The sequence below is a fragment of the Brooklawnia sp. genome (assembly GCF_032229645.1).
Taxonomy (GTDB): domain Bacteria; phylum Actinomycetota; class Actinomycetes; order Propionibacteriales; family Propionibacteriaceae; genus Brooklawnia.
Genome location: NZ_JAVTWX010000063.1, coordinates 46,059 through 64,968, shown reverse-complemented (window position 1 = coordinate 64,968; position 18,910 = coordinate 46,059). Strand labels below are relative to the sequence as shown.

Annotated in this window: 17 protein-coding genes; 8 read left to right on the top strand and 9 right to left on the bottom strand. The window is 65.8% G+C overall.

Annotation, left to right across the window (positions count from 1 at the left end):
• Positions 1–181 precede the first annotated feature (181 nt).
• The 7 genes from trxA (at position 182) to pknB (ending at position 8,439) form a co-directional block, all read left to right on the top strand.
• Positions 182–562 (top strand): thioredoxin, encoded by a 381-nt coding sequence (gene trxA / locus AAFP05_RS04560; RefSeq protein WP_341728666.1) that lies wholly within the window; start codon positions 182–184, stop codon positions 560–562.
• A 231-nt stretch (positions 563–793) separates the two neighbouring features.
• Positions 794–1,510, top strand: coding sequence for a DUF3662 and FHA domain-containing protein (locus AAFP05_RS04555; protein ID WP_341728670.1), 717 nt, complete (start codon positions 794–796; stop codon positions 1,508–1,510).
• A 3-nt stretch (positions 1,511–1,513) separates the two neighbouring features.
• Positions 1,514–2,029 (top strand): FHA domain-containing protein, encoded by a 516-nt coding sequence (locus AAFP05_RS04550; protein ID WP_341728665.1) that lies wholly within the window; start codon positions 1,514–1,516, stop codon positions 2,027–2,029.
• 1 nt (position 2,030) lies between these two features.
• A complete protein-coding gene (locus AAFP05_RS04545; RefSeq protein WP_341728664.1) occupies positions 2,031–3,563 on the top strand; it encodes a protein phosphatase 2C domain-containing protein in 1,533 nt (510 codons plus the stop codon).
• Positions 3,563–4,969, top strand: a complete 1,407-nt coding sequence (locus AAFP05_RS04540; protein WP_341728663.1) for an FtsW/RodA/SpoVE family cell cycle protein — start codon at positions 3,563–3,565, stop codon at positions 4,967–4,969. The genes AAFP05_RS04545 and AAFP05_RS04540 overlap by 1 nt, the downstream gene beginning before the upstream one ends.
• Positions 4,969–6,375 (top strand): penicillin-binding transpeptidase domain-containing protein, encoded by a 1,407-nt coding sequence (locus tag AAFP05_RS04535; protein ID WP_341728662.1) that lies wholly within the window; start codon positions 4,969–4,971, stop codon positions 6,373–6,375. The genes AAFP05_RS04540 and AAFP05_RS04535 overlap by 1 nt, the downstream gene beginning before the upstream one ends.
• A 51-nt stretch (positions 6,376–6,426) precedes the next feature.
• Positions 6,427–8,439 carry a Stk1 family PASTA domain-containing Ser/Thr kinase gene (pknB, locus tag AAFP05_RS04530; protein ID WP_341728661.1) on the top strand — a complete coding sequence of 671 codons (2,013 nt, stop codon included), beginning with the start codon at positions 6,427–6,429 and terminating at the stop codon, positions 8,437–8,439.
• Here the strand turns inward: pknB and AAFP05_RS04525 are convergent.
• Positions 8,436–9,080, bottom strand: coding sequence for an aminodeoxychorismate/anthranilate synthase component II (locus AAFP05_RS04525; protein ID WP_341728660.1), 645 nt, complete (start codon positions 9,078–9,080; stop codon positions 8,436–8,438). The two genes, pknB and AAFP05_RS04525, sit on opposite strands and share 4 nt — an antisense overlap.
• Before the next feature lie 90 nt (positions 9,081–9,170).
• On the bottom strand, positions 9,171–9,995 hold the full coding sequence (locus AAFP05_RS04520; RefSeq protein ID WP_341728659.1) for a DUF881 domain-containing protein: 825 nt from the start codon (positions 9,993–9,995) through the stop codon (positions 9,171–9,173).
• 131 nt (positions 9,996–10,126) lie between these two features.
• On the opposite strand from AAFP05_RS04520, the gene AAFP05_RS04515 reads away from it, so the two are divergent.
• On the top strand, positions 10,127–10,423 hold the full coding sequence (locus AAFP05_RS04515) for a cell division protein CrgA (RefSeq protein ID WP_341728658.1): 297 nt from the start codon (positions 10,127–10,129) through the stop codon (positions 10,421–10,423).
• Between the two features lie 62 nt (positions 10,424–10,485).
• On the opposite strand, the gene mnhG is transcribed toward AAFP05_RS04515, so the two are convergent.
• The 7 genes from mnhG to lysS all read right to left on the bottom strand — a co-directional run bounded on the left by mnhG (position 10,486) and on the right by lysS (position 18,833).
• Positions 10,486–10,866, bottom strand: coding sequence for a monovalent cation/H(+) antiporter subunit G (mnhG, locus tag AAFP05_RS04510; protein WP_341728657.1), 381 nt, complete (start codon positions 10,864–10,866; stop codon positions 10,486–10,488).
• Positions 10,863–11,285: a monovalent cation/H+ antiporter complex subunit F gene (locus tag AAFP05_RS04505; protein ID WP_341728656.1), complete on the bottom strand. Its 423-nt coding sequence runs from the start codon at positions 11,283–11,285 to the stop codon at positions 10,863–10,865. Before AAFP05_RS04505 ends, mnhG begins: the two co-directional genes overlap by 4 nt.
• A complete protein-coding gene (locus AAFP05_RS04500) occupies positions 11,282–11,962 on the bottom strand; it encodes a Na+/H+ antiporter subunit E (protein ID WP_341728655.1) in 681 nt (226 codons plus the stop codon). Before AAFP05_RS04500 ends, AAFP05_RS04505 begins: the two co-directional genes overlap by 4 nt.
• Entirely contained in the window at positions 11,959–13,593 is a 1,635-nt protein-coding gene (locus tag AAFP05_RS04495) for a Na+/H+ antiporter subunit D (RefSeq protein WP_341728654.1), read from the bottom strand. The genes AAFP05_RS04500 and AAFP05_RS04495 overlap by 4 nt, the downstream gene beginning before the upstream one ends.
• Positions 13,590–14,123 carry a Na(+)/H(+) antiporter subunit C gene (locus tag AAFP05_RS04490; protein WP_341728669.1) on the bottom strand — a complete coding sequence of 178 codons (534 nt, stop codon included), beginning with the start codon at positions 14,121–14,123 and terminating at the stop codon, positions 13,590–13,592. The genes AAFP05_RS04495 and AAFP05_RS04490 overlap by 4 nt, the downstream gene beginning before the upstream one ends.
• 5 nt (positions 14,124–14,128) lie before the next feature.
• Entirely contained in the window at positions 14,129–17,218 is a 3,090-nt protein-coding gene (locus AAFP05_RS04485) for a Na+/H+ antiporter subunit A (RefSeq protein ID WP_341728653.1), read from the bottom strand.
• Positions 17,219–17,351: 133 nt separating this feature from the next.
• Entirely contained in the window at positions 17,352–18,833 is a 1,482-nt protein-coding gene (gene lysS, locus AAFP05_RS04480) for a lysine--tRNA ligase (protein ID WP_341728668.1), read from the bottom strand.
• Positions 18,834–18,910 lie beyond the last annotated feature (77 nt).

Here is an 18,910-nt window from a genome sequence, read left to right as displayed (position 1 = left end):
CCAAACCGGCAGCCGCTGCGGAGCAGGGCACGGATTTCACCCATCGGCGAACCCGCGCCGGGAGCATTCGGCGCCGGGAATAACCGGTCCGCCACGCGGGTTGTCAACACATCGGTCGCTGGTCGGAGCACCCCGCGCCGATCGCACCATTCGAAGCATCCAATACCATCAGGAGAAGTAAATGGCCACCGTCACGATTACGACTGACAACCTTGACGAGACCCTGACCGACAACGACATCGTCTTCCTCGACTTCTGGGCCGAGTGGTGCCACCCTTGCCGCAACTTCGCGCCCATCTTCGAGCAAGCCAGCGAGACCTACCCCGAGATCACGTTCGGCAAGGTCGACACCGAAGACCAGCAGCAACTGGCAGGCGCGGCAGGCATCACTTCGATCCCCACGCTGATGATCTTCCGCGGCGGCATCCCGGTCTTCTCACAGGCCGGTGCGCTCCCCGCCTCAGCCCTCGACAGCCTGGTCGAGCAGGTCCGCGGCCTCGACATGGACGAGGTACGCAGCGCCTACGCGCAGGCATCCGAGGCTGACGCCGACGAGAACTGAGCACTGCTTCTCAGCCGGGCCCGGGCTCTGTGATCCGAGCCGAATCCCCTTGTCGCCACCCGTGCAGTAACATCTCCAGGAGCCCATTCGCCGGTGCACTGCGACGCGCACATAGCGCAATGACCTAGTATCGCTGATGAGCTTGTTTCGGTCGGGCGCTACCCGAGCGGAACTCGCCGAGATGGCAGCGCTATCGGGCACCGATGGCAGATGCGGCTGAAGGGAGGCCAGATGGGCTGGTTGCATGGCGTAGAGCGCAAGCTTGAGAGCGCGGTCAACACCGTTTTCGCGCGAGCCTTCCGCGGCGAAGTCGAGCCCATTGAGATCGCCACCCGACTGACCAAGGAGTTGGACGCGCAGGCCAAGCTCCTGAACCGCGACAAGCGACTCGTCCCGAACAACTTCACCGTCCACCTTTCTACGCACGACTACGACGAACTCGCACCGATGGCCAGGGCCATCAACGACGACATCGTCCCGGAATTGCGCCGCCACGCAGGCGAACGGCACTACGTCTTCAATGGTCCGATCCGCATCGACTACGAATGCGACGAATCCTTGACGGTCGGACGATTTCGCGTCAGTTCCGAGGCTGTCGCGACTGTCGCCGAAACCGGCGGCGCCGCCTCCACCACCGCCATCAAACGGGCTCCGCTGGTGCTCGAGGTCAATGGCGTACGTCATCCACTGCTGCCCCCCGGTTTCACCATCGGGCGCGGGAGCGAAGCCGATCTGCGCATCAATGATCCCGGCATCTCCCGCCAGCATGCTCGCATCATCGTCCAGCCCGTCGCTAACGGCGAGATTCTCGTGAGCATCGAGGACCTCGGATCGACCAATGGCGTGATCGTCAACGGTCAACGGGTTACCAATGTGGCCCTCGCCGACGGATCTCGCATCGAGATCGGTTCGACGCGGATGCTCGTCCATTCACCAGTGGGGTCCTGACCTTTGAGTACCGTTCTCGTAGCAGCCCTGAAGGTCGGGTTCCTCGTCCTGATGTGGGTCTTCATCCTTTTCGTCACGAACGTGATCCGTGTCGATCTCTTCGGACGCCGAGTCACCGCGGAGGAACTGGTGGCCGCCGACGAGCAGGCCTCTTCGCTGACGAAGAATTCACTCTCCACCGGATCGCGCGGCCGTCGGGCCCATGCCGAGTCGCCGCCCGCAGTCCCCACCAAAGTGGCCATTACGACCGGCAGGGGCGCGGGCACCAACGCCGCGTTACCCGGGATCGGCCAGGAGATCATCCTGGGCAGGGCATCGACCTGCGACCTCGACATCAACGACGACTACGCGTCCAGCAGGCATGCGAAAATCTGGCGTGACGACCAGGGCTTCGTGGTCGAAGACCTGCTGTCGACCAATGGCACCTATGTGAACGGCCAGCGCATCAGCCAACCCACGCGAATCGAGCGGGGCGACATCGTGCGCGTCGGCCGCTCCCAGATGCAACTGGACGGCTGAGATGGCGTTCTCGCTGCAGATCCGCGCACACTCCGAGATCGGGTTGGTGCGCAACAACAACCAGGACTCGGCGTACGTCTCGCCGCACCTGATCGTCGTTGCGGACGGCATGGGAGGTGCTGCCGCCGGTGATCTCGCCAGTTCGGTGGCCATCCGCGAATTGCAGCGGGTCGACGAGCAGAACCTTGCCGCGGACGCGTCCGGAGGCGAGCCGCTCGCGTCCGGCCAGATGCTGGAGGCGCTCAGCGGCGCTCTGGCCAAAGCCAACGACGCGCTCTCCGACCTCGTCGAATGGGATCGCTCATTCGAAGGCATGGGCACAACCGTCTGCGGGGCGATGTTCGACGGTGAGCACTACGGCATCTGCCACATCGGCGATTCTCGCGGCTATCTGCTACGCGATGGCGAACTGACCCGGCTCACCCACGACCATTCCTGGGTGCAGTCGTTGATCGACGAAGGCAAGATCACCCCTGAAGAGGCGGCCAAGCACCCGCATCGCTCGCTGCTGCTCAAGGTGCTCAACGGCCAGCCGGTACACACCCCGGATTTCACGCTGGTGGACGCCAAGCTCGGCGACCGGCTGCTCTTCTGCTCGGACGGCCTGTGCGGGATGGTCGACAACGACGAGATCATCCGCAAGCTGCTGTCGGCTGACAAGCCTCTCGAATCGATCGTCCGCTCGCTGACCCAGGCCGCCCACCAAGGCGGCGGTCTCGACAACATCACCCTGATCGTTGCCGATGTCGTCGAGCACGACGACGCTTTGCAGGCGGTGCCACCGCAGGTGCTCGGCGCCGCAGAGACGCTGAAGATCCCCGAGATCGACTTCTCCGAACCGATCCAGCTCTCCGAGTTCATCGAGAACACCACCCGGCTGCCGCGCGAACGTGTCCCGGCATCAGACGGAAAGGCGATCAGCGACGAGGCACTGCCCGACGGCGTCATCGATCCCGACCGTTTCGAAGCGATCCGTTACACCCCGCATATCGCCAGCCGGCGGCGCCGATGGATCGGCTGGGTGGTGACCATCCTGGTCATCCTGGCGGTGCTGGTGGCCGGCGTCTTCGGCGGTCGCGCCTACATCGAGTCTCAACACTTCATCGGCCCGGACGATGAGCATGTCGCGATCTATCAGGGCATCCCCGAACAGATCCTCGGCCATCCGCTGTCGACGCTGACCCAGAGCAGTGAGATCGTGGTGGCGGATCTGCCGCCCTACTATGCCTCGAAGGTACGCAACAAGGAGTTGCGCTACGCCTCCGAACACGCCGCCCAGACCCAGGTCGAGATGCTCGGCGAGATGGCCGAGCGCTGCAAGGCCGAGCGGGCCGCCAGCGTCCCTGCCGAATCCTCCACACCACAGACCCCCGGCGCCGACAGTCCTGCCACAGATTCCCCCGCTGAGACCCAATCGCCCACCGACTCCGGCTCCGCACCCGTGACACCGGACGGCACGGCTTCTGCGGTCGGTTCCGGCACGCCCGGCTCGTCGGCTTCGACCAGCCGTCCCGATCTCGAGGCATGTGGATGATGTCTACGCCCAACAGCCAGCCGGTGGTCGTCTACCGTCAGCGCCGCAACGCGGAGCTGGCACTCTGCCTGCTCGCCGCGGCCTTCGGTATCGGGGGCTACCTGATCACTCATCTCAACCGAGAGGGTGCGCTGCCCGCCAACTGGATAGCCGTCTCGGTGATCTGGCTGGCGATCTGCATCGGCGCTCACCTGGCCGTACGGTTCAAGCTGCCCTACGCCGACCCGGTCATCCTGCCCTGCGTGCTGGCTCTCAATGGGCTCGGACTGGCCATGATCCACCGGCTTGATCTGAGCTTCGATCCCTCTCCCAATGCGGCGACCATGCAACTGATCTGGACGGTGATCGGCGTGCTGCTGTTCGCTGCCGTGCTGATCTGGCTGCGCGATTACCGCGTGCTGCGGGGCTTCAGCTACATCCTGTTCATCGTCGGCATGATCCTCCTGCTGTTGCCGCTGCTGCCGTTCCTGGCTTCGCCGAACAACGCCGCCAACGGCTCGCAGATCTGGATCCAGGTCGCCGGTTACTCTTTCCAGCCGGCCGAGATCGCCAAGATCGTGCTGACGCTGGCGTTCGCGTCCTATCTGACAGAAAACCGCGACCTGCTGCAGCTGGCCGGACGCCGAGTGTTCGGATTCCAAATGCCCCGGATGCGCGACCTCATTCCGGTGGGTGTGATGTGGGCCGCCGCCGTCGTCGTGTTGATCTTCCAGAACGATCTCGGCACCTCGCTGCTCTTCTTCGGACTGTTCGTCATGATGCTCTATGTGGCCACCAGCCAGATCCGCTGGGTGGTCATCGGAGTAAGCGCATTCGCAGTCGCCGCCTACGTGATCGGGCAGCTCGCACCGCACGTGGCGACCCGCGTGTCGAGCTGGCTGGATCCGTTCAGCAACTACGAAGCCAACTACCAGGTCATCACGGCCCAGTTCGGCATGGCCTGGGGAGGTCTGTTCGGACGAGGCTGGGGGCAGGGCCGTCCCGGCCTGACCCCGGTGGCCAGCTCCGACTTCATCTCTGCGGCGATCTACGAAGAACTCGGTCTGGTCGCACTGGTCGCAGTCATCCTGATCTACCTGCTGATGGTGGCCCGTGGTCTGCGGGCCGCGTTGACCTCGACCGACATCTTCGGCAAGCTGCTGGCGTCCGGATTCAGTTTCGTCTTCGCGCTGCAGGTCTTCGCCATCATCGGCGGCGTCACCCGGCTGCTGCCGCTGACCGGATTGACCACACCATTCATGAGCCAGGGCGGTAGCTCGCTGGTGGCCAACTGGTTGATAGTGGCGATCCTGCTACTGATCAGTCACCAAGCCCGCAGACCGCAGGTGCCGACCGCACCGGCCGTGGTCGTCGACCTCGCCGATGACGAGACATCCCTGATCAACCTGAACGAGGGCGCTGCCTGATGAACAAGTCGATTCGTGGAGTCGCGATCTTCGTCGGTGTGATGTTTCTCGCACTGCTGGTGAACGCGACCGCCGGCTACTGGATACGCACCGACGATCTGGTCAACGATCCGCGCAACACCCGGGTGCGCGACGAAGAGTTCGGCGGGCCGCGCGGGCCGATCCTGGCCGCGAATACGCCGATCGTGCAGAGCGTGGAGACCGGATCGACTCCCTACGCGTATCAACGCGAGTACCTGGACGGGCCGCTCTACGCCCCGGTCACCGGCTATTACTCCTACATCTATGGACGCTCGGGACTGGAACAGCAGTTCAACGCGGAGTTGACCGGCACCGCCGATTCGCAGTTCACTCAGCGAGTGGTGGATACCTTGGCCGGCCGTAGCCCGGTGGGTGGGCAGCTGCTGACCACGATTCAACCGAAGGTACAGCAGGCGGCCTGGGATGCGCTGGGCGGCCAGGAGGGCGGGGCCATCGCCATCGACTACGAGACCGGCGCGATCCTGGCGTGGGTGTCGACTCCCAGCTTCGACGTATCCCAGCTTGCCGGTCTCGACTTTCCGGCCACTCAGACCGCCTGGGAGGGATTCACCGCCGATGGCTCGACGGTGATGAACGACCGCGCCACCCAGGAGATCAACGCACCCGGGTCGACCTTCAAACTGGTGGTCGCTGCGGCCGCACTGGCGAACGGTTATACCCCCGACTCGGTGATCGACACCCCATCGGCGTTGCCGCTGCCCCAGTCGACCCACGAGCTGACCAACCTCGCAGCCTGTGGCAACACCACCAAGACCCTCGACCAGGCCCTGACCCTGTCGTGCAACACCTCGTTCGCGAACGTGGGGATGGCATTGGGCCAAGACACCATCGCAGCCCAGGCGGAGGCCTTCGGATTCGGATCGTCGCTGGGCGATGGCTTCAGCTCGGCGGCCAGCGTCTTCCCGACCGGTATGAGCGACGCGGAGCTGGCGATGGCGTCCATCGGGCAGTTCGACGTGGCCACCACCCCGCTGCAGATGGCGATGGTCGCCGGCGCGATCGCCAATGGCGGCACGGTGATGGAGCCCTACATCGTCCAAGAGATCCGCGGATCGAACGAGTCGGTGGTGAACAGCCACGACCCGACGGTGCTCAACCAGGCCATGACGCAGGCGAATGCGGCGACTCTGGCCGAGATGATGACCCATGTCGTCGAATCCGGCACCGGCACCGGCGCGCAGATCAGCGGCATGACCGTGGGCGGGAAGACCGGTACGGCCGAGACAAGCGTCGGCGGCGGCGACCACTCGTGGTTCGCCGGCTACATCGCCGAGAAGCATGTGGCGGTCGCGGTCTACCTCGCCAACGAGGCCAGCACGACGGCGACCCCGATCGCACGCGCGATGATGGACGCCGCGTCATGAGGATCGTGCCAGCCTTGAATACATCCGGGCGAAGCCGGAAAGGACTGACCGATGAGCGATGAGCCAATGGTCCTCGGAGGTCGCTATGAGCTCGACACGATCATCGGACGCGGTGGCATGGCCGAGGTCTGGCGAGCCCGCGATCTGCGACTCGATCGTCCGGTCGCGATCAAGCGGCTGCGAGTCGACCTCGCCACCGACAGCACCTTCCAGATGCGCTTTCAACGGGAGGCCCAGGCCGCTGCCGGCCTGAATCACCCCAACATCGTCAGCGTCTATGACACCGGCGAGAAGACCGACCCTGCGACCGGGATCTCGGTCCCCTACATCGTGATGGAGCTCGTCGAAGGCCACACGCTGCGCGACTTGCTGCGGCAGGGACGCCCGATCGAGCCGCAGCGCGCCTTCGAGTACGAGATCGGCGTGCTCGATGCGCTTGGCTATTCTCACAAGCACTCCATCGTGCACCGTGACATCAAGCCCGCAAATGTGATGCTGACCAACAGCGGCCAGATCAAGGTGATGGACTTCGGTATCGCCCGCGCGGTCTCGGATACCTCGGCCACCATGACCCAGACCGCGGCCGTGATCGGCACCGCACAGTACCTGTCGCCCGAGCAGGCCCGCGGCGAGCAGGTGGACGCGCGTTCCGATATCTACTCGGCCGGCTGTCTGCTCTACGAACTGCTGACCGGACGCCCGCCCTTCCTCGGCGATTCCCCGGTGAGCGTGGCCTATCAGCATGTCCGCGAGATGCCAATCCCGCCGAGCCAGCTCGACCCCGACATCACCCCCGAGATGGACGCCATCACCATGAAGGCGCTCGCTAAACGAACCGATGACCGTTACCAGAGCGCCAAAGAGATGCGCGACGACTGCTGGCGGCTGCTCAACGGCCAACCGGTGACCGCGCAGATCCCCGCCATCGCGGTCAGCGAGACCCGGGGCGCGATGCCGACCCGGGCCCTGCCGGCTGAACTGGACCCACAGTTCGATCCTTCGGACGAGGCGGCCATCAATACCTCCGAGTCAGAGCTGGTCGCGCCGGAGGGTTCCGAGAGCGAGAGACCCAAGCGGCGGATCTCGCCGGCCACCGGTGTGCTGATCGGGCTCCTGGTGCTGCTGCTGGGCGTGCTCGGCGTCTTTGCCTGGAGGCTGAGCAACGCGAACGACAACAACGTTCAGGTTCCATCGGTGATCGGTGTCATGGAGGATGTCGCCGTCGACCAATTGGAAGCCGTGCAACTCACCCCGAAGATCGAACGAGAATCCGGGCCGGCCGAAGGCAAGGGCACGGTGATCAGACAGGATCCGGTCGGCGGCCAGACCGTCCTGGTGAGCAGCACGGTGACCATCACCATCAACGACGGTCCTCCGGTCTCATCGATCCCGGCAGGCATCGTGGGTAAGTCTCAAGACGAAGCGATCGCCCTCCTCAAACAGGCAGGATTCACCAACGTGGAGCCGCTGCCTGCACCGTCCAACCTTGACACGGTCGGTGCGAAGAAGAACCAGGTGGTGGGGATCTCGCCGGACGAGGGCGGCTCGGTGCCGACCGACCAGAAGATCACGCTCTATGTCGCCAGCGGACGCTCGCCACTGCCCGATGCGATCATCGGCATGCAGGACGCCGAGGCCCGCGCGCTGTTGGAACAGTACGGCTACACGAATGTGTCCAGTGACTACCTGGAGCCCGGCGACTCGGACGAGAAGGTCAGCTATGTGCGTGGCCAGGTCGTCTACTCGGAGCCGGCGACCGGCACGGCGGTCGATTCGACTACCCGGATCGTGCTCTGGCTGGCGTCGGGCGAGTCCGTGATGCCCAACCTCACCGGCCTGTCGCAGGCGGACGCCGAAGCGCAACTCGAGAAGCTCGGCTTCACCAATGTCACCTTCACCCACGCCGATGAGCACGACAACTGGGTGGTGACCGCGCAATCCGTCCCGGCGAACACGGCGCGCGAGCGATCGGTTGAGATCACCGTCACCTTGGGTGCTGCGGCGGCGTCCCCCAGCACTAGTTCGTCGTCGAAGTCGCCGTCCAGTTCGTCGACCGACGGCTAACGGGACCCTAGACCGGCGGCCATCAGGGGTGTCAGGCCCGCAGCCCGAGCCGGGGCGTCCAGATCGCCGCAGCGGGCGAGCCAGTTCGCGAGCATCTGGTATCCGCCTTGGGTCAGCACCGATTCCGGGTGGAACTGCACGGCCTCGATCGCAAGCTCGCGGTGCCGCACCGCCATGATCACCCCGGTGTCGGTCCGAGCGCTCACCTCCAGCGACGATGGCAGGGTCTGCGGATCGATCGCCAGCGAGTGATAGCGTGTCGCGGTCAGCGGATTCGGCAGGCCCGCGAAGACTCCGCGTCCATCGTGGTGAACCGATGAGGTCTTGCCGTGCAGGAGTTCTGGTGCCCGGCCGACCACGGCGCCTTCGGCCACTCCGATCGCCTGCAGGCCCAGACAGATCCCGAAGATCGGTAGCTTGCCGCCCTGGTCGCGCACCACGTCGATGCAGACGCCGGCCTCCTCGGGAGTGCCCGGGCCCGGCGACAGCAGAATGCCGTCGTAGCCGGACGCCCAGTCTTGTGATGCGAACCGCGGATCGTCATTGCGCCAGACCTCGACCTCGGCACCGATGTGGGCCAGATAGTTGACCACGTTATAAACAAACGAGTCGTAGTTGTCGATGACGAGAATGCGTGCCATGTGCACCATTGTCCCCCATCGCCCCGGCACGTCCGGCGCGCGCCCAAGCCCACCGGGTCCCCCGGGTTGCCCGAGTTCACAACCCGATCGTCAGCGTTGCGCCTGGGCCTGATGCAGCACTGGAGCCGCAGCTGCCGGCATCGTGACCTCGTCGATGCGCTGCTGCTGATAGCCGAGCTGATAGGCCTGCGCGTACTGCCGGTAGATCTGTACCGCCTTGTCGGCGGCCAGACCCGACTCGAGCTCGTCGGGGTCGCCGATCGCCGTGATCACATAGGGCGGCGCGTAGGGCACCCCGTGCAGCACCACCGTGTTGCCCACGCATTTGACCGCGGTCAATGCGGTCACGCGCTGGTTCTGGATGGTCATCGCCTCCGCACCTCCCGCGAAGAGCGCGTTCACGACTCGCTGGATGTCTTGTTCGTGGACGACGAGCAGATCGCCGTCGACGCCGGGCGGTGTGAAATCGACCGGAGCATCGGTGAGGGTCACCCGCACTGCAGGGCCTTTGACCGCAGCGAGTCCGATGATCTGATTCACCTCCTGCTGGTCGGGGTCCGCGCTTGGCACCGGCGCTCCCTGAGCGGCAGCCAATTCGTCGTTCTGCGCTCGTAGTTCTGCCGCCCTGGCAGTGAGTTCGGCGTTTCGCCGTTCGGCCTGAGCCACGAGCTCGGCGAGATCGCTGGTTCGGTCGGGCCGCAGATCGCTGCCTTGAGCTGTCATCGCGCTCGCCCCGATCATCACTCCGGCGAGCAGACCGACGGTCAGCTTCAGCAGCCCGCCGCGCGCCCTGGTAATCGGCGATGGCCTGACAGCCGCATCGACATCGGCGGCAGCATCGGCGGGCCCGTCCGGGGCGGCGCGCGCAGGGGTATCTTCCGCTGTCCGCGCGGGACCCTTCTCGGCTGCCGCCATGCGCCCAGCCTACCGGCGCCGGGAAGGCTCGATTGGGGCGAACGGCCATCACCGGTCATACTTGAACGGTGGCGATTTCGCCACTCGACCATGAATTACGTGCGAAGCACGCCGGCTGAGGAGCAAACGCAGTGCCCGAATCGAAGGTCCGCAAACAGGCTGCCGAGAAGAAGGTGGCCAAGACGAAGGTCGAGACCGAGAAGCAGCGCTCCCAGAAGAAGACGAAGAAGACCCGGATGACTGCCGGAACGCGAGACTGGGTGCCGTGGGTGTTCATCCCGGTCGGCCTACTCGGTGTGTTGTGGTTGCTCGTCTTCTACATCGCCGGCAACCGGGTGCCCGGGATGCAGGATCTTCAGAACTGGAACTACCTGATCGGCATCGGCCTGATCGCCACATCGTTCGGCATCGCCACTTTGTGGAAGTAGCCTCCCCCTCTACCCCTCACCCGCGCATTGTGTAGACGCGGGGCCCAAGATGGGCTCTGGAACTACACGATCCGGGAAGGGTCACCATCAGCCAGCCCCTTGCGGGCCCGCTCGATGTCTTCGGCGTACTCGTCCACGACGATCGCGTCGTCGCCGGTCTGCCCCAGCCGGTAGGTGGCGCGGCCCAGCATGTGCGCCGAGATGGGCGCCACGAAGAACTGCATCATCACCACGAGCACCAAGGTGGCCGCCAGATGCGGCTTCTGTATCACCAGTGCCAGGCCGGCGCACATCAGGCCAAGGCCGAGCACCTGCGGTTTGGTGGACGCGTGCATCCGCGAGAACAGCGACCCGAGCCGCAGCATCCCGAGCGCCGTGATGAACGTCAGCAACACCCCGGCGGCGATCAACGTCACCCCGATAACCTGCAACCAGACGGTCATCGCACCTCCTCCTGCACGTCGAGCCCACCGACCATCGAGGCATCCGTGTCGTCGGCGTCGTGCTGCTCGTCCGCGTCCGGATGCACCGGTTCGTCGTCATCGGCCAACTCGGGCTCGGACGACCGCGCGACCTCTTCGGCCGACAGCAGACGCCGCTCACCGATCGACTCGGCCCGCGAGAAGCGGGCGATCGTGGTCGACCCGATGAAGCCGACCGAGGTGAGTACCACCAGCAACGGCAGCAGATCGACGCGCCCGGTCATCGCCATGATGACCACCACGATGCCGACCGATGACGCAGTGATCACGTCGAGAGCGACCGCCCGGTCGAGGTTGCTCGGGCCGCGTTCAAGCCGGATCAGTACCATCCCCATGCTGATCACCAGCGCTGCGAAGCAGATCCACAAGATGAGCGTCATGGCTTCACCTCGCCCTGACCGAGGCCCCCGACAGCGCTGTCCGCAGCGTCCCTGGACTCCCGGAACTGCGCGAACTCGGCTTCGCTGAGACGTCCGGCCTTCATCGAGCCGCCCGGACGATAGCCGGCGATCATCAGTTCCTCGTCAGTGGCCAGCGCCCGCAGGATCCGTTCTTCCTGGTCCAGGACCCGGTCGTGCGCCTCGTCCAATGCCTCGGGGTCTTCGACGTCGAAGACGTGAATGTAGAGGGTGCCCGTCATCCGGTGCGCGTCGATGACGATGGAGCCCGGCACCAATGCGGTGAATCCCGCGGTCGCGGCCAGGAAGCCATCCGAATGCGCACGGGTTTGGACGCGGATGATCGCCTCGCGGGGTTTGCGGCCGGTGATGATCACCCAGGAGATCTGGGCGGCCGCCACGACGATGTCCTTGGTGAATACCACCACCAGCCTCAGCAGAGCGATCGGACGCACGGTCAACCGGCGCCGCGGGCCGCGTGGCACCGGAGCAAGCAGCAGGATCATGATCGCCAGCACCAGCCCGGCCGTCACATTCCCCCAGCTCAGATCGCCCCAGAGCAGCACCCACATCAGCGTCAGCAGCGCGACGCTGACCGGCGACACCCGTTTGCGCCAGGTGGCGATGAGTCGCACGGCGAGTCCTTCCTGGGTGGTCATCGTTCACCCTCGTTCGCGGAGCCGATTCCGCCAGGAGCGCCGGGCGACGATGGTGTCGGCAGCGTCGGGGTCGCCCCGGACTCGGAGTCGTGGCCGTTCTGGTCGTCCGACTGCCCGGTGCCCCGCTCGGCCTCGGGCAGCACGGCGCTGATATACGGCTCCTGCTCGCGCAGTTCGGTGGCCGCACCGTACCCGTAACGGTAGATCGGTCCGGCCAGCACCGCCAGCAACACCGAAGCAGCGACCAGCAGCACGGTCGCGAAGGTCATCGTCCAGGGCACTGCAGGGCGCTCGCTGACCGGCTCGGTGCTGGGCTGCCAGAAGGCCATGTTCCAGGCGCGCAGCAGAGCGTAGAGGGTGAGCAAGGAGGTGACCAGGCCACCGGCTATCAGCGTCCAATCGAGTGGGCTGCCCACCCGCGCGGAAGCCTCGATCATGCCGACCTTGCCGAGGAAGCCGGACATCGGCGGCACGCCGGCGAGGTTCAGCGCGGGAATCAGGTAGACGATCGCCAGGAACGGCCAGATCTTCAGCAGCGAGCCCAGCTTGGTCAGCGACGTGCTACCGCCGACGCGTTCCATCAGCCCGGAGACCAAGAAGAGCGCAGTCTGGACGATGATGTGATGCGCGGTGTAGAAGACCGCGGCCGCAAGCCCGTCGATGGTGCCGATGCCCACGCCCCAGAGCATGAATCCGATGTGCGAGACCAGCGTGAACGAAAGCAGCCGTTTGATGTCGTCCTGGGCGACAGCGCCGAGGATGCCGATCACCATGGTGGCCAGCGCGACGATCATCAGCGCCTTGTTGAGCCCGGGATCCGCGAAGATCGTGCTCTGAGTACGGATGATGGCGTACACCCCGACCTTGGTCAGCAGGCCGGCGAAGACCGCGGTGACCGGCGCCGGAGCCGTCGGATAGGAGTCCGGCAGCCAGGCCGAGAGCGGGAAGACAGCGGCCTTCACACCGAAGGCGACCAGCAGCATGACCTCGATGAGCTGCGCGGTGGCCGGGTCGATGGAGTTCATTCGAAGCGCGATCTGGGCCATGTTGACCGTGCCGACCGCCGCGTAGACCATCGCCAGCGCGATCAGGAAGATCGCCGAGCTGACCACCGAGACCACGACGTAGACGGTTCCGGAGCGGATCCGTTCGCGGCTGCCACCCAGCGTGATCAGCACGAAGCTGGCCACCAGCAGGATCTCGAAGCCGACATAGAGGTTGAACAGGTCTCCGGTCAGGAAGGCATTCGAGACACCCGCCGACAAGATCAGGAAGGTCGGCTGAAAGACCGCCACCGGCAGCCGGCTGCCCTCCGCCGGGTCCTGGGTGAACGAGTAGACCAGCACGCAGAGCGTCACGAAGACCGAGACCACCAGCATCAACGCGCTCAACCGATCGGCCACCAGGGTGACCCCCACCGGAGCCGACCAACCGCCGACGTCGAGGGTGATCGGCCCGCTGACCGACAGATAGCCGATGAAGACTGCGTCCATCTGGACGATCAGCAACGCGATCAGCGAAACGATCCGCTGCGCGGTGTGATGGCGTGCCAGCAGCAGGGTCAGCGCGGCCGCGACGAACGGGACCAGCACGGGGATACCGAGCACCCAGGACCAGTCGGCAGGGTTCATGAGGATGCGCCCCCGTCGGGTCGCGCGCCGGGGCGCTTCGTGATCTTCCTCGACCGCGCGCTGCTCGGAGCCTTGACCGCGGGCAGATCCTCGGTCTCGTCGAAGACGCTGGCGGCCTGCTCGTCCAGGCTGGCACCCGAATCGTCGGTGACCCGCTCGGCCACGGTGTCGCGGGCTGCGCCCAGCGCGATCCGGCGGTCCTCCCGGTCGTCCTGCACCTCGTCATTGCCGTTGAGCTGCCAGCTGCGGTATGCCATCGCCAGCATGAACGCGGTCAGCGCGAGTCCGATGACGATCGCGGTCAGCACCATCGCCTGGGGCAACGGGTCGGCCATCTCCCAGACCTCGGACTGCCCGATGATGGGCGGCGCGCCTGCCCGGCCGCCGGCCATCAGCAGCAAGACGTTCACGCCGTAGGTGATCAGGCTGACGCCGATCACGATACGGCTCAGCGAGCGTTCGAGGACGAGCACCACTCCGGCGCCGACGAGCACGCCGACCAGGATGAGCAGGGCCAGCGAGGGAGCCATATCGATCACCGCGGCACCTCGCCTTCCGGGGTTACGCCACGGTCAGTGGTCAGGGAGCCACCCGCCGATTTACCGGCGGCGGCCTTCTCCGCTGCGGCGCGCAGGTCTTCGCCGACCTCGATCTCTTCGTTGACCTCGCGGTCGGCATCGTCGTGCCCGATCTCCGGCGCCAGGCTGCCCTCCGCCTCGGCCTGCCGGTCGATCTCGCTGCCGAGCGAGCTCAAGATGTCCAGCACCAGGCCGACGACGATCAGGTAGACGCCGACATCGAAGAAGAGCGCCGTGGCCAGATGCACCTCATTGAAGATCGGCATGGTGAAGTCAAAGACGGTGGTCTGCAGGATGGTGCCGCCGAAGAGCACCGGTACCAGCGCTGCGGTGGTGGCCAGTGCCATGCCGATGCCCAGCATCGCACCTGGCCGCACCCGCATCGCGAGGGCAAGTTCATAACGTCCGCCGGCCAGGTAGCGGATGACCAGCGCGATGCCGGCCAGCACACCTCCGGCGAAACCACCACCGGGATTGTTGTGGCCGGCGAAGAGCAGGTAAAGCGAGAAGAGCACCAGCGGATGGAAGACCAGCCGGGCGCCGATCTCGAAGATCAACGAGCGGCGGACCGGAGCGAGCGTGGCCGCGCCGGACAGCCAGGTGCGGCCACGGTGCACCGACGCCGGCTGATGCGGATCCGGCGGTTGAGTGAACCTCGACACCATCAGCTCTGCTTCGGCGGCGCGCGAGGTGCTGCGTCCCCACACCTGCGGCGATCTGACCGCTGACTTCAAGACCTCGCGCAGTTCTGCCGGACGGGCACGCTCGCGGATGAAGATCAAGGACGCCACACCGGTCGCCGCCGCGAGCAGCACCGATATCTCGCCCATGGTGTCCCAGGCACGAGTGTCAACCAGGGTCACGTTGACGATATTGCGTCCGTAGCCGAAGGTATAGACCTCTTCGGGGTAATGCACCGTGACCGGCGGATCGACGCGCGCCGAGACCGCGATCCAGCCGAGCAACGCGACGGCAGCGCCGACGATCACTCCGGTGATGATCCGCCTGGCGTGGTCGGAGCCGAACGGCCGGTTGGAGAAATAGGGTGGCAGGCGGCGCAACACGAGCACCATCACCACCAAGGTGACGGTCTCGACCAGCGCCTGGGTGAGCGCCAGATCGGGAGCACCCTGCAGGGCGAAGAGCAGCGCTGTCGCATAGCCGATGAACGCGGTCAGCATCACGGCTTTCATCCGGCGACGCGAGCGGACGACCAGTATCGCCGCCACGCAAGCCAGCACGACGATGCCGCCCTGCACCGGGGTGTCCCACAACCTGGGCGCGACCATTGCGGGCACGTCCCCGACGATCACCAGCAGCGCGCCGGCACCCACCATCGTCAGCAGGATGACCGTGAGGTAGTTGGGCAGCGAGCCGGTCTGGATCAACGCCGTGATATCGGCGGAGCCGTTGTTGAGCCCGGAGGTGATCTTCCGGTAAATCTTGTCGGCGGCCGGGACGCTGACCTGCGCTTGCAGCCTGGCGACCCGAGCACGGAGGACGAAGAGCACGATGCCGCCGCCGATCACCAGGACGGTCGCCGCGAACGGTAAACCGAAACCGCCCCACAAGGTGAGATGCCCGTCATGACCGGGTACGGTCTGCGCGAAGGGGGCGAGCATCCGGTCCATCGGGCCGGGCATCGCACCGGCGATCAGGCCGGCCAGGGCGAGGATCCCGACGGGCAGGCCGAGCCGGGGATCCAGGCGATGCGGGGAGGCAGGATCGACGCCGGGCTTGGTGGCGAAGGCGCCCCACCAGAACCTCAGGGTGTAACCGACTGTGAAAATCGAACCGATGACGATGACCGCGAAGACCAGCCACTGTGACTCGTGGACGAATGCCTCGAGGGCCGCCTCCTTCGCTACATATCCGAGCAGCGGTGGCAGGCCTGCCATGGATGCCGCCGCCAGCGTCGCAGCGGTGGTGAAGGCGGGCATCGCTCGTCCGACGCCGGACAGCTCACGCAGATCGCGAGTGCCGAACTCATGATCGATCGCGCCGACGACGAGGAAGAGCGACGCCTTGAACATCGCGTGCGCGCAGAGCATCGCGAGCCCCGCCAGCGCGACGGCGCGCTCGCCATAGCCGACGAGCACCATGATCAGGCCGAGCTGCGAGACGGTACCGAAGGCGAGCAGCAGTTTGAGGTCGTGCTGGCGCAGCGCGCGATAGCCTCCGATGATCATGGTCGCCAGCCCCACGACCACGATGATCGGACGCCAGACCCCGATGGCGGCAAAGCCGGGCGCGAGCCGTGCGACCAGGTAGATGCCGGCCTTGACCATCGCTGCCGCGTGCAGGTAGCCGCTGACCGGCGTGGGGGCGGCCATCGCTGCGGGTAGCCAGAAGTGGAAGGGTATCTGGGCCGACTTGGTGAGAGCGCCGAGCAGAATCAGCACCACCGCGGTCGGCACCAGCGCCGTCGGGGCGCCCTGCCCCAGACTCCCATCGGCGGCCGCCCGGACGAGATCGGAGAGCGAGAACGAGCCGCCGGGGACCACGCCGAGCATGATCAGCCCGGCGAGCATCGCCAGCCCGCCGAAGGCGGTGACGGTGATGGCCTGCATCGCCGCCACCCGGGAGGGCTGCCGGTCGTGGTAGTGGCCGATGAGCAGGAAACTGAAGACGGTCGTGAGCTCCCAGAAGAGGTAGACGATCAGCGTGTTATCGGAGGTGACAAGCCCGAACATCGCGCCCGCGAAGGCGACGAAGACGCCGCCGAAGCGTCCCAGGTGGCCCGCGTTGCGGCCGAAGTAGCCCCAGCAGTAGATCAGGATGAGCATCCCGACGCCGCTGACGATCAGGGTCATCAGCCAGCTCAGCACGTCGAACCGGAAGGCCAGTTCGAGGCCGAGTTCTGGCACCCAGCCGACGGACTGGGTCGGGAACGCTCCCTCGAAGACCGCGCTGGTCTGCGCGAGCGCCCAGATCAGCGTGCTCGCAGGCACCAGCGCCAGCATCCCGAAGGCTTTGCGTCCGAAGGCGGAGAACGACGCGGGGGCAAGCATGGCTGCCACTGCGTAGACGCAGAGCAGCTGTATCAAGAGGCCCTCCGAGACAGGTCAGAGTCGTGGGATTCCCTTAGAGGCTAGCAGGACGCCCAACCCCCGCGGACGACCCGAGCGGGGTCTTCGCACGCCTGTAACGCAGGGGGCCCGGGCGGATCGAGGCCCGGTCTCAGCCTTGCGGACGAAGCAGCGGAAACAGAATAGTCTCCCGGATGCCCGCATCGGTGAAGAGCATGATCAGACGATCGATTCCCATGCCCATGCCGCCCATCGGGGGGGCACCCTGCTCCAGCGCGGCGAGGAAGTCCTCGTCCAGCTGCATCGCCTCGGGGTCGCCGGCGGCTGCTGCCAGCGACTGCGAGGTGAGGATCTCGCGCTGGACGATCGGGTCGATCAACTCGTTGAAGCCGGTTGCCCGCTCCACGCCGCCGATGATCAGGTCCCACGCCTCGATCAGGCCCGGCTTGCTGCGATGCCTGCGGGCCAGCGGCTGCGCGACTTCGGGGAAATCGCAGACGAACGTCGGGTTGATCAGGTCGGGTTCGACCAGGTGCTCGTAGAGCTCCATGACGAGTTTTCCGTTGCCCCAGGCCGGATCACATTCGATCTCGCGAGCGTCGAAGAACGTGTGCAGCCGCGAAACCGGGGTCTCGACGTCCACTTGCTCGCCGACCGCTTCGCTGACCGAGTCGTAGATCGGCAGCCACTGCCACTCGGCGTCCAGGTCGATCACCTTGCCGTCGGCACGCTCGATCTGGTGAATGCCCGCGATATCGGCGGCGTTCATGATCATCGTCTTGGTGAGTTCGGCGATTGTCTTGTCGTCGCCCCACGACTGGTAGGCCTCCAGCATGGTGAATTCGGCCGAGTGGGTCGAGTCGATGCCCTCGTTGCGGAAGATGCGTCCGATCTCGTAGACCGAATCCGCGCCGCCGACCATCGCCCGCTTGAGGTAGAGCTCGAGCGCGATGCGCAGCGTCATGTCGATGTCGAAGGCGTTGAGGTGAGTTGTGAACGGACGAGCCGCCGCGCCGCCGTGCACCAATTGCAAGGTGGGGGTCTCGATCTCAAGGAAGCCGGCGGAATCGAGGGTCTCGCGCAGGCTGCGGGTGATCGCCGAACGCAGCCGCACGATGTCGCGGGCCTCCGGACGCGCGATCAGGTCGGCGTAGCGCTGCCGCACCCGCGATTCCTCGGATAGCTCCTTGTGCAATGCAGGTAGCGGGCGAAGCGCCTTGCTGGCGATCTTCCATTGCGTGGCCATCACCGACAGTTCACCGCGACGCGAGGAGATCACGCGTCCGCGCACCCAGACGAAGTCGCCCAGGTCGACGTCGCCCTTCCACGCGGCCAGCGCCTGCTCGCCGACCTCGGCCAGCGAGATCATCACCTGCAACCGCTCACCGCTGGAGGCCTGGTTGAAACCGTCTTGCAGGGTGGCGAAGCACAGCTTTCCCGTGTTGCGCAGGAAGACCACGCGTCCGCCGATCTCGACGATCTCCTGGGTCTCCTGGCCGGCCTGCAGATCGGGCCAGCCGGCGCGCACCTGGGCCAGCGTATGGGTGCGGCTCATGTCGACGGGGTACGGCTCGCGTTCGGTGCCGATCAGGCGCGCGCGCTTCTCGCGGCGCACCTGCTGTTGTTCGGAGATCTCGGCGAGATCCGCGGCTGTGCTGGTTTCGGCTGGCTGGTCAGTCACCCGGGCATTCTAGCCGGGACGACCTGGCC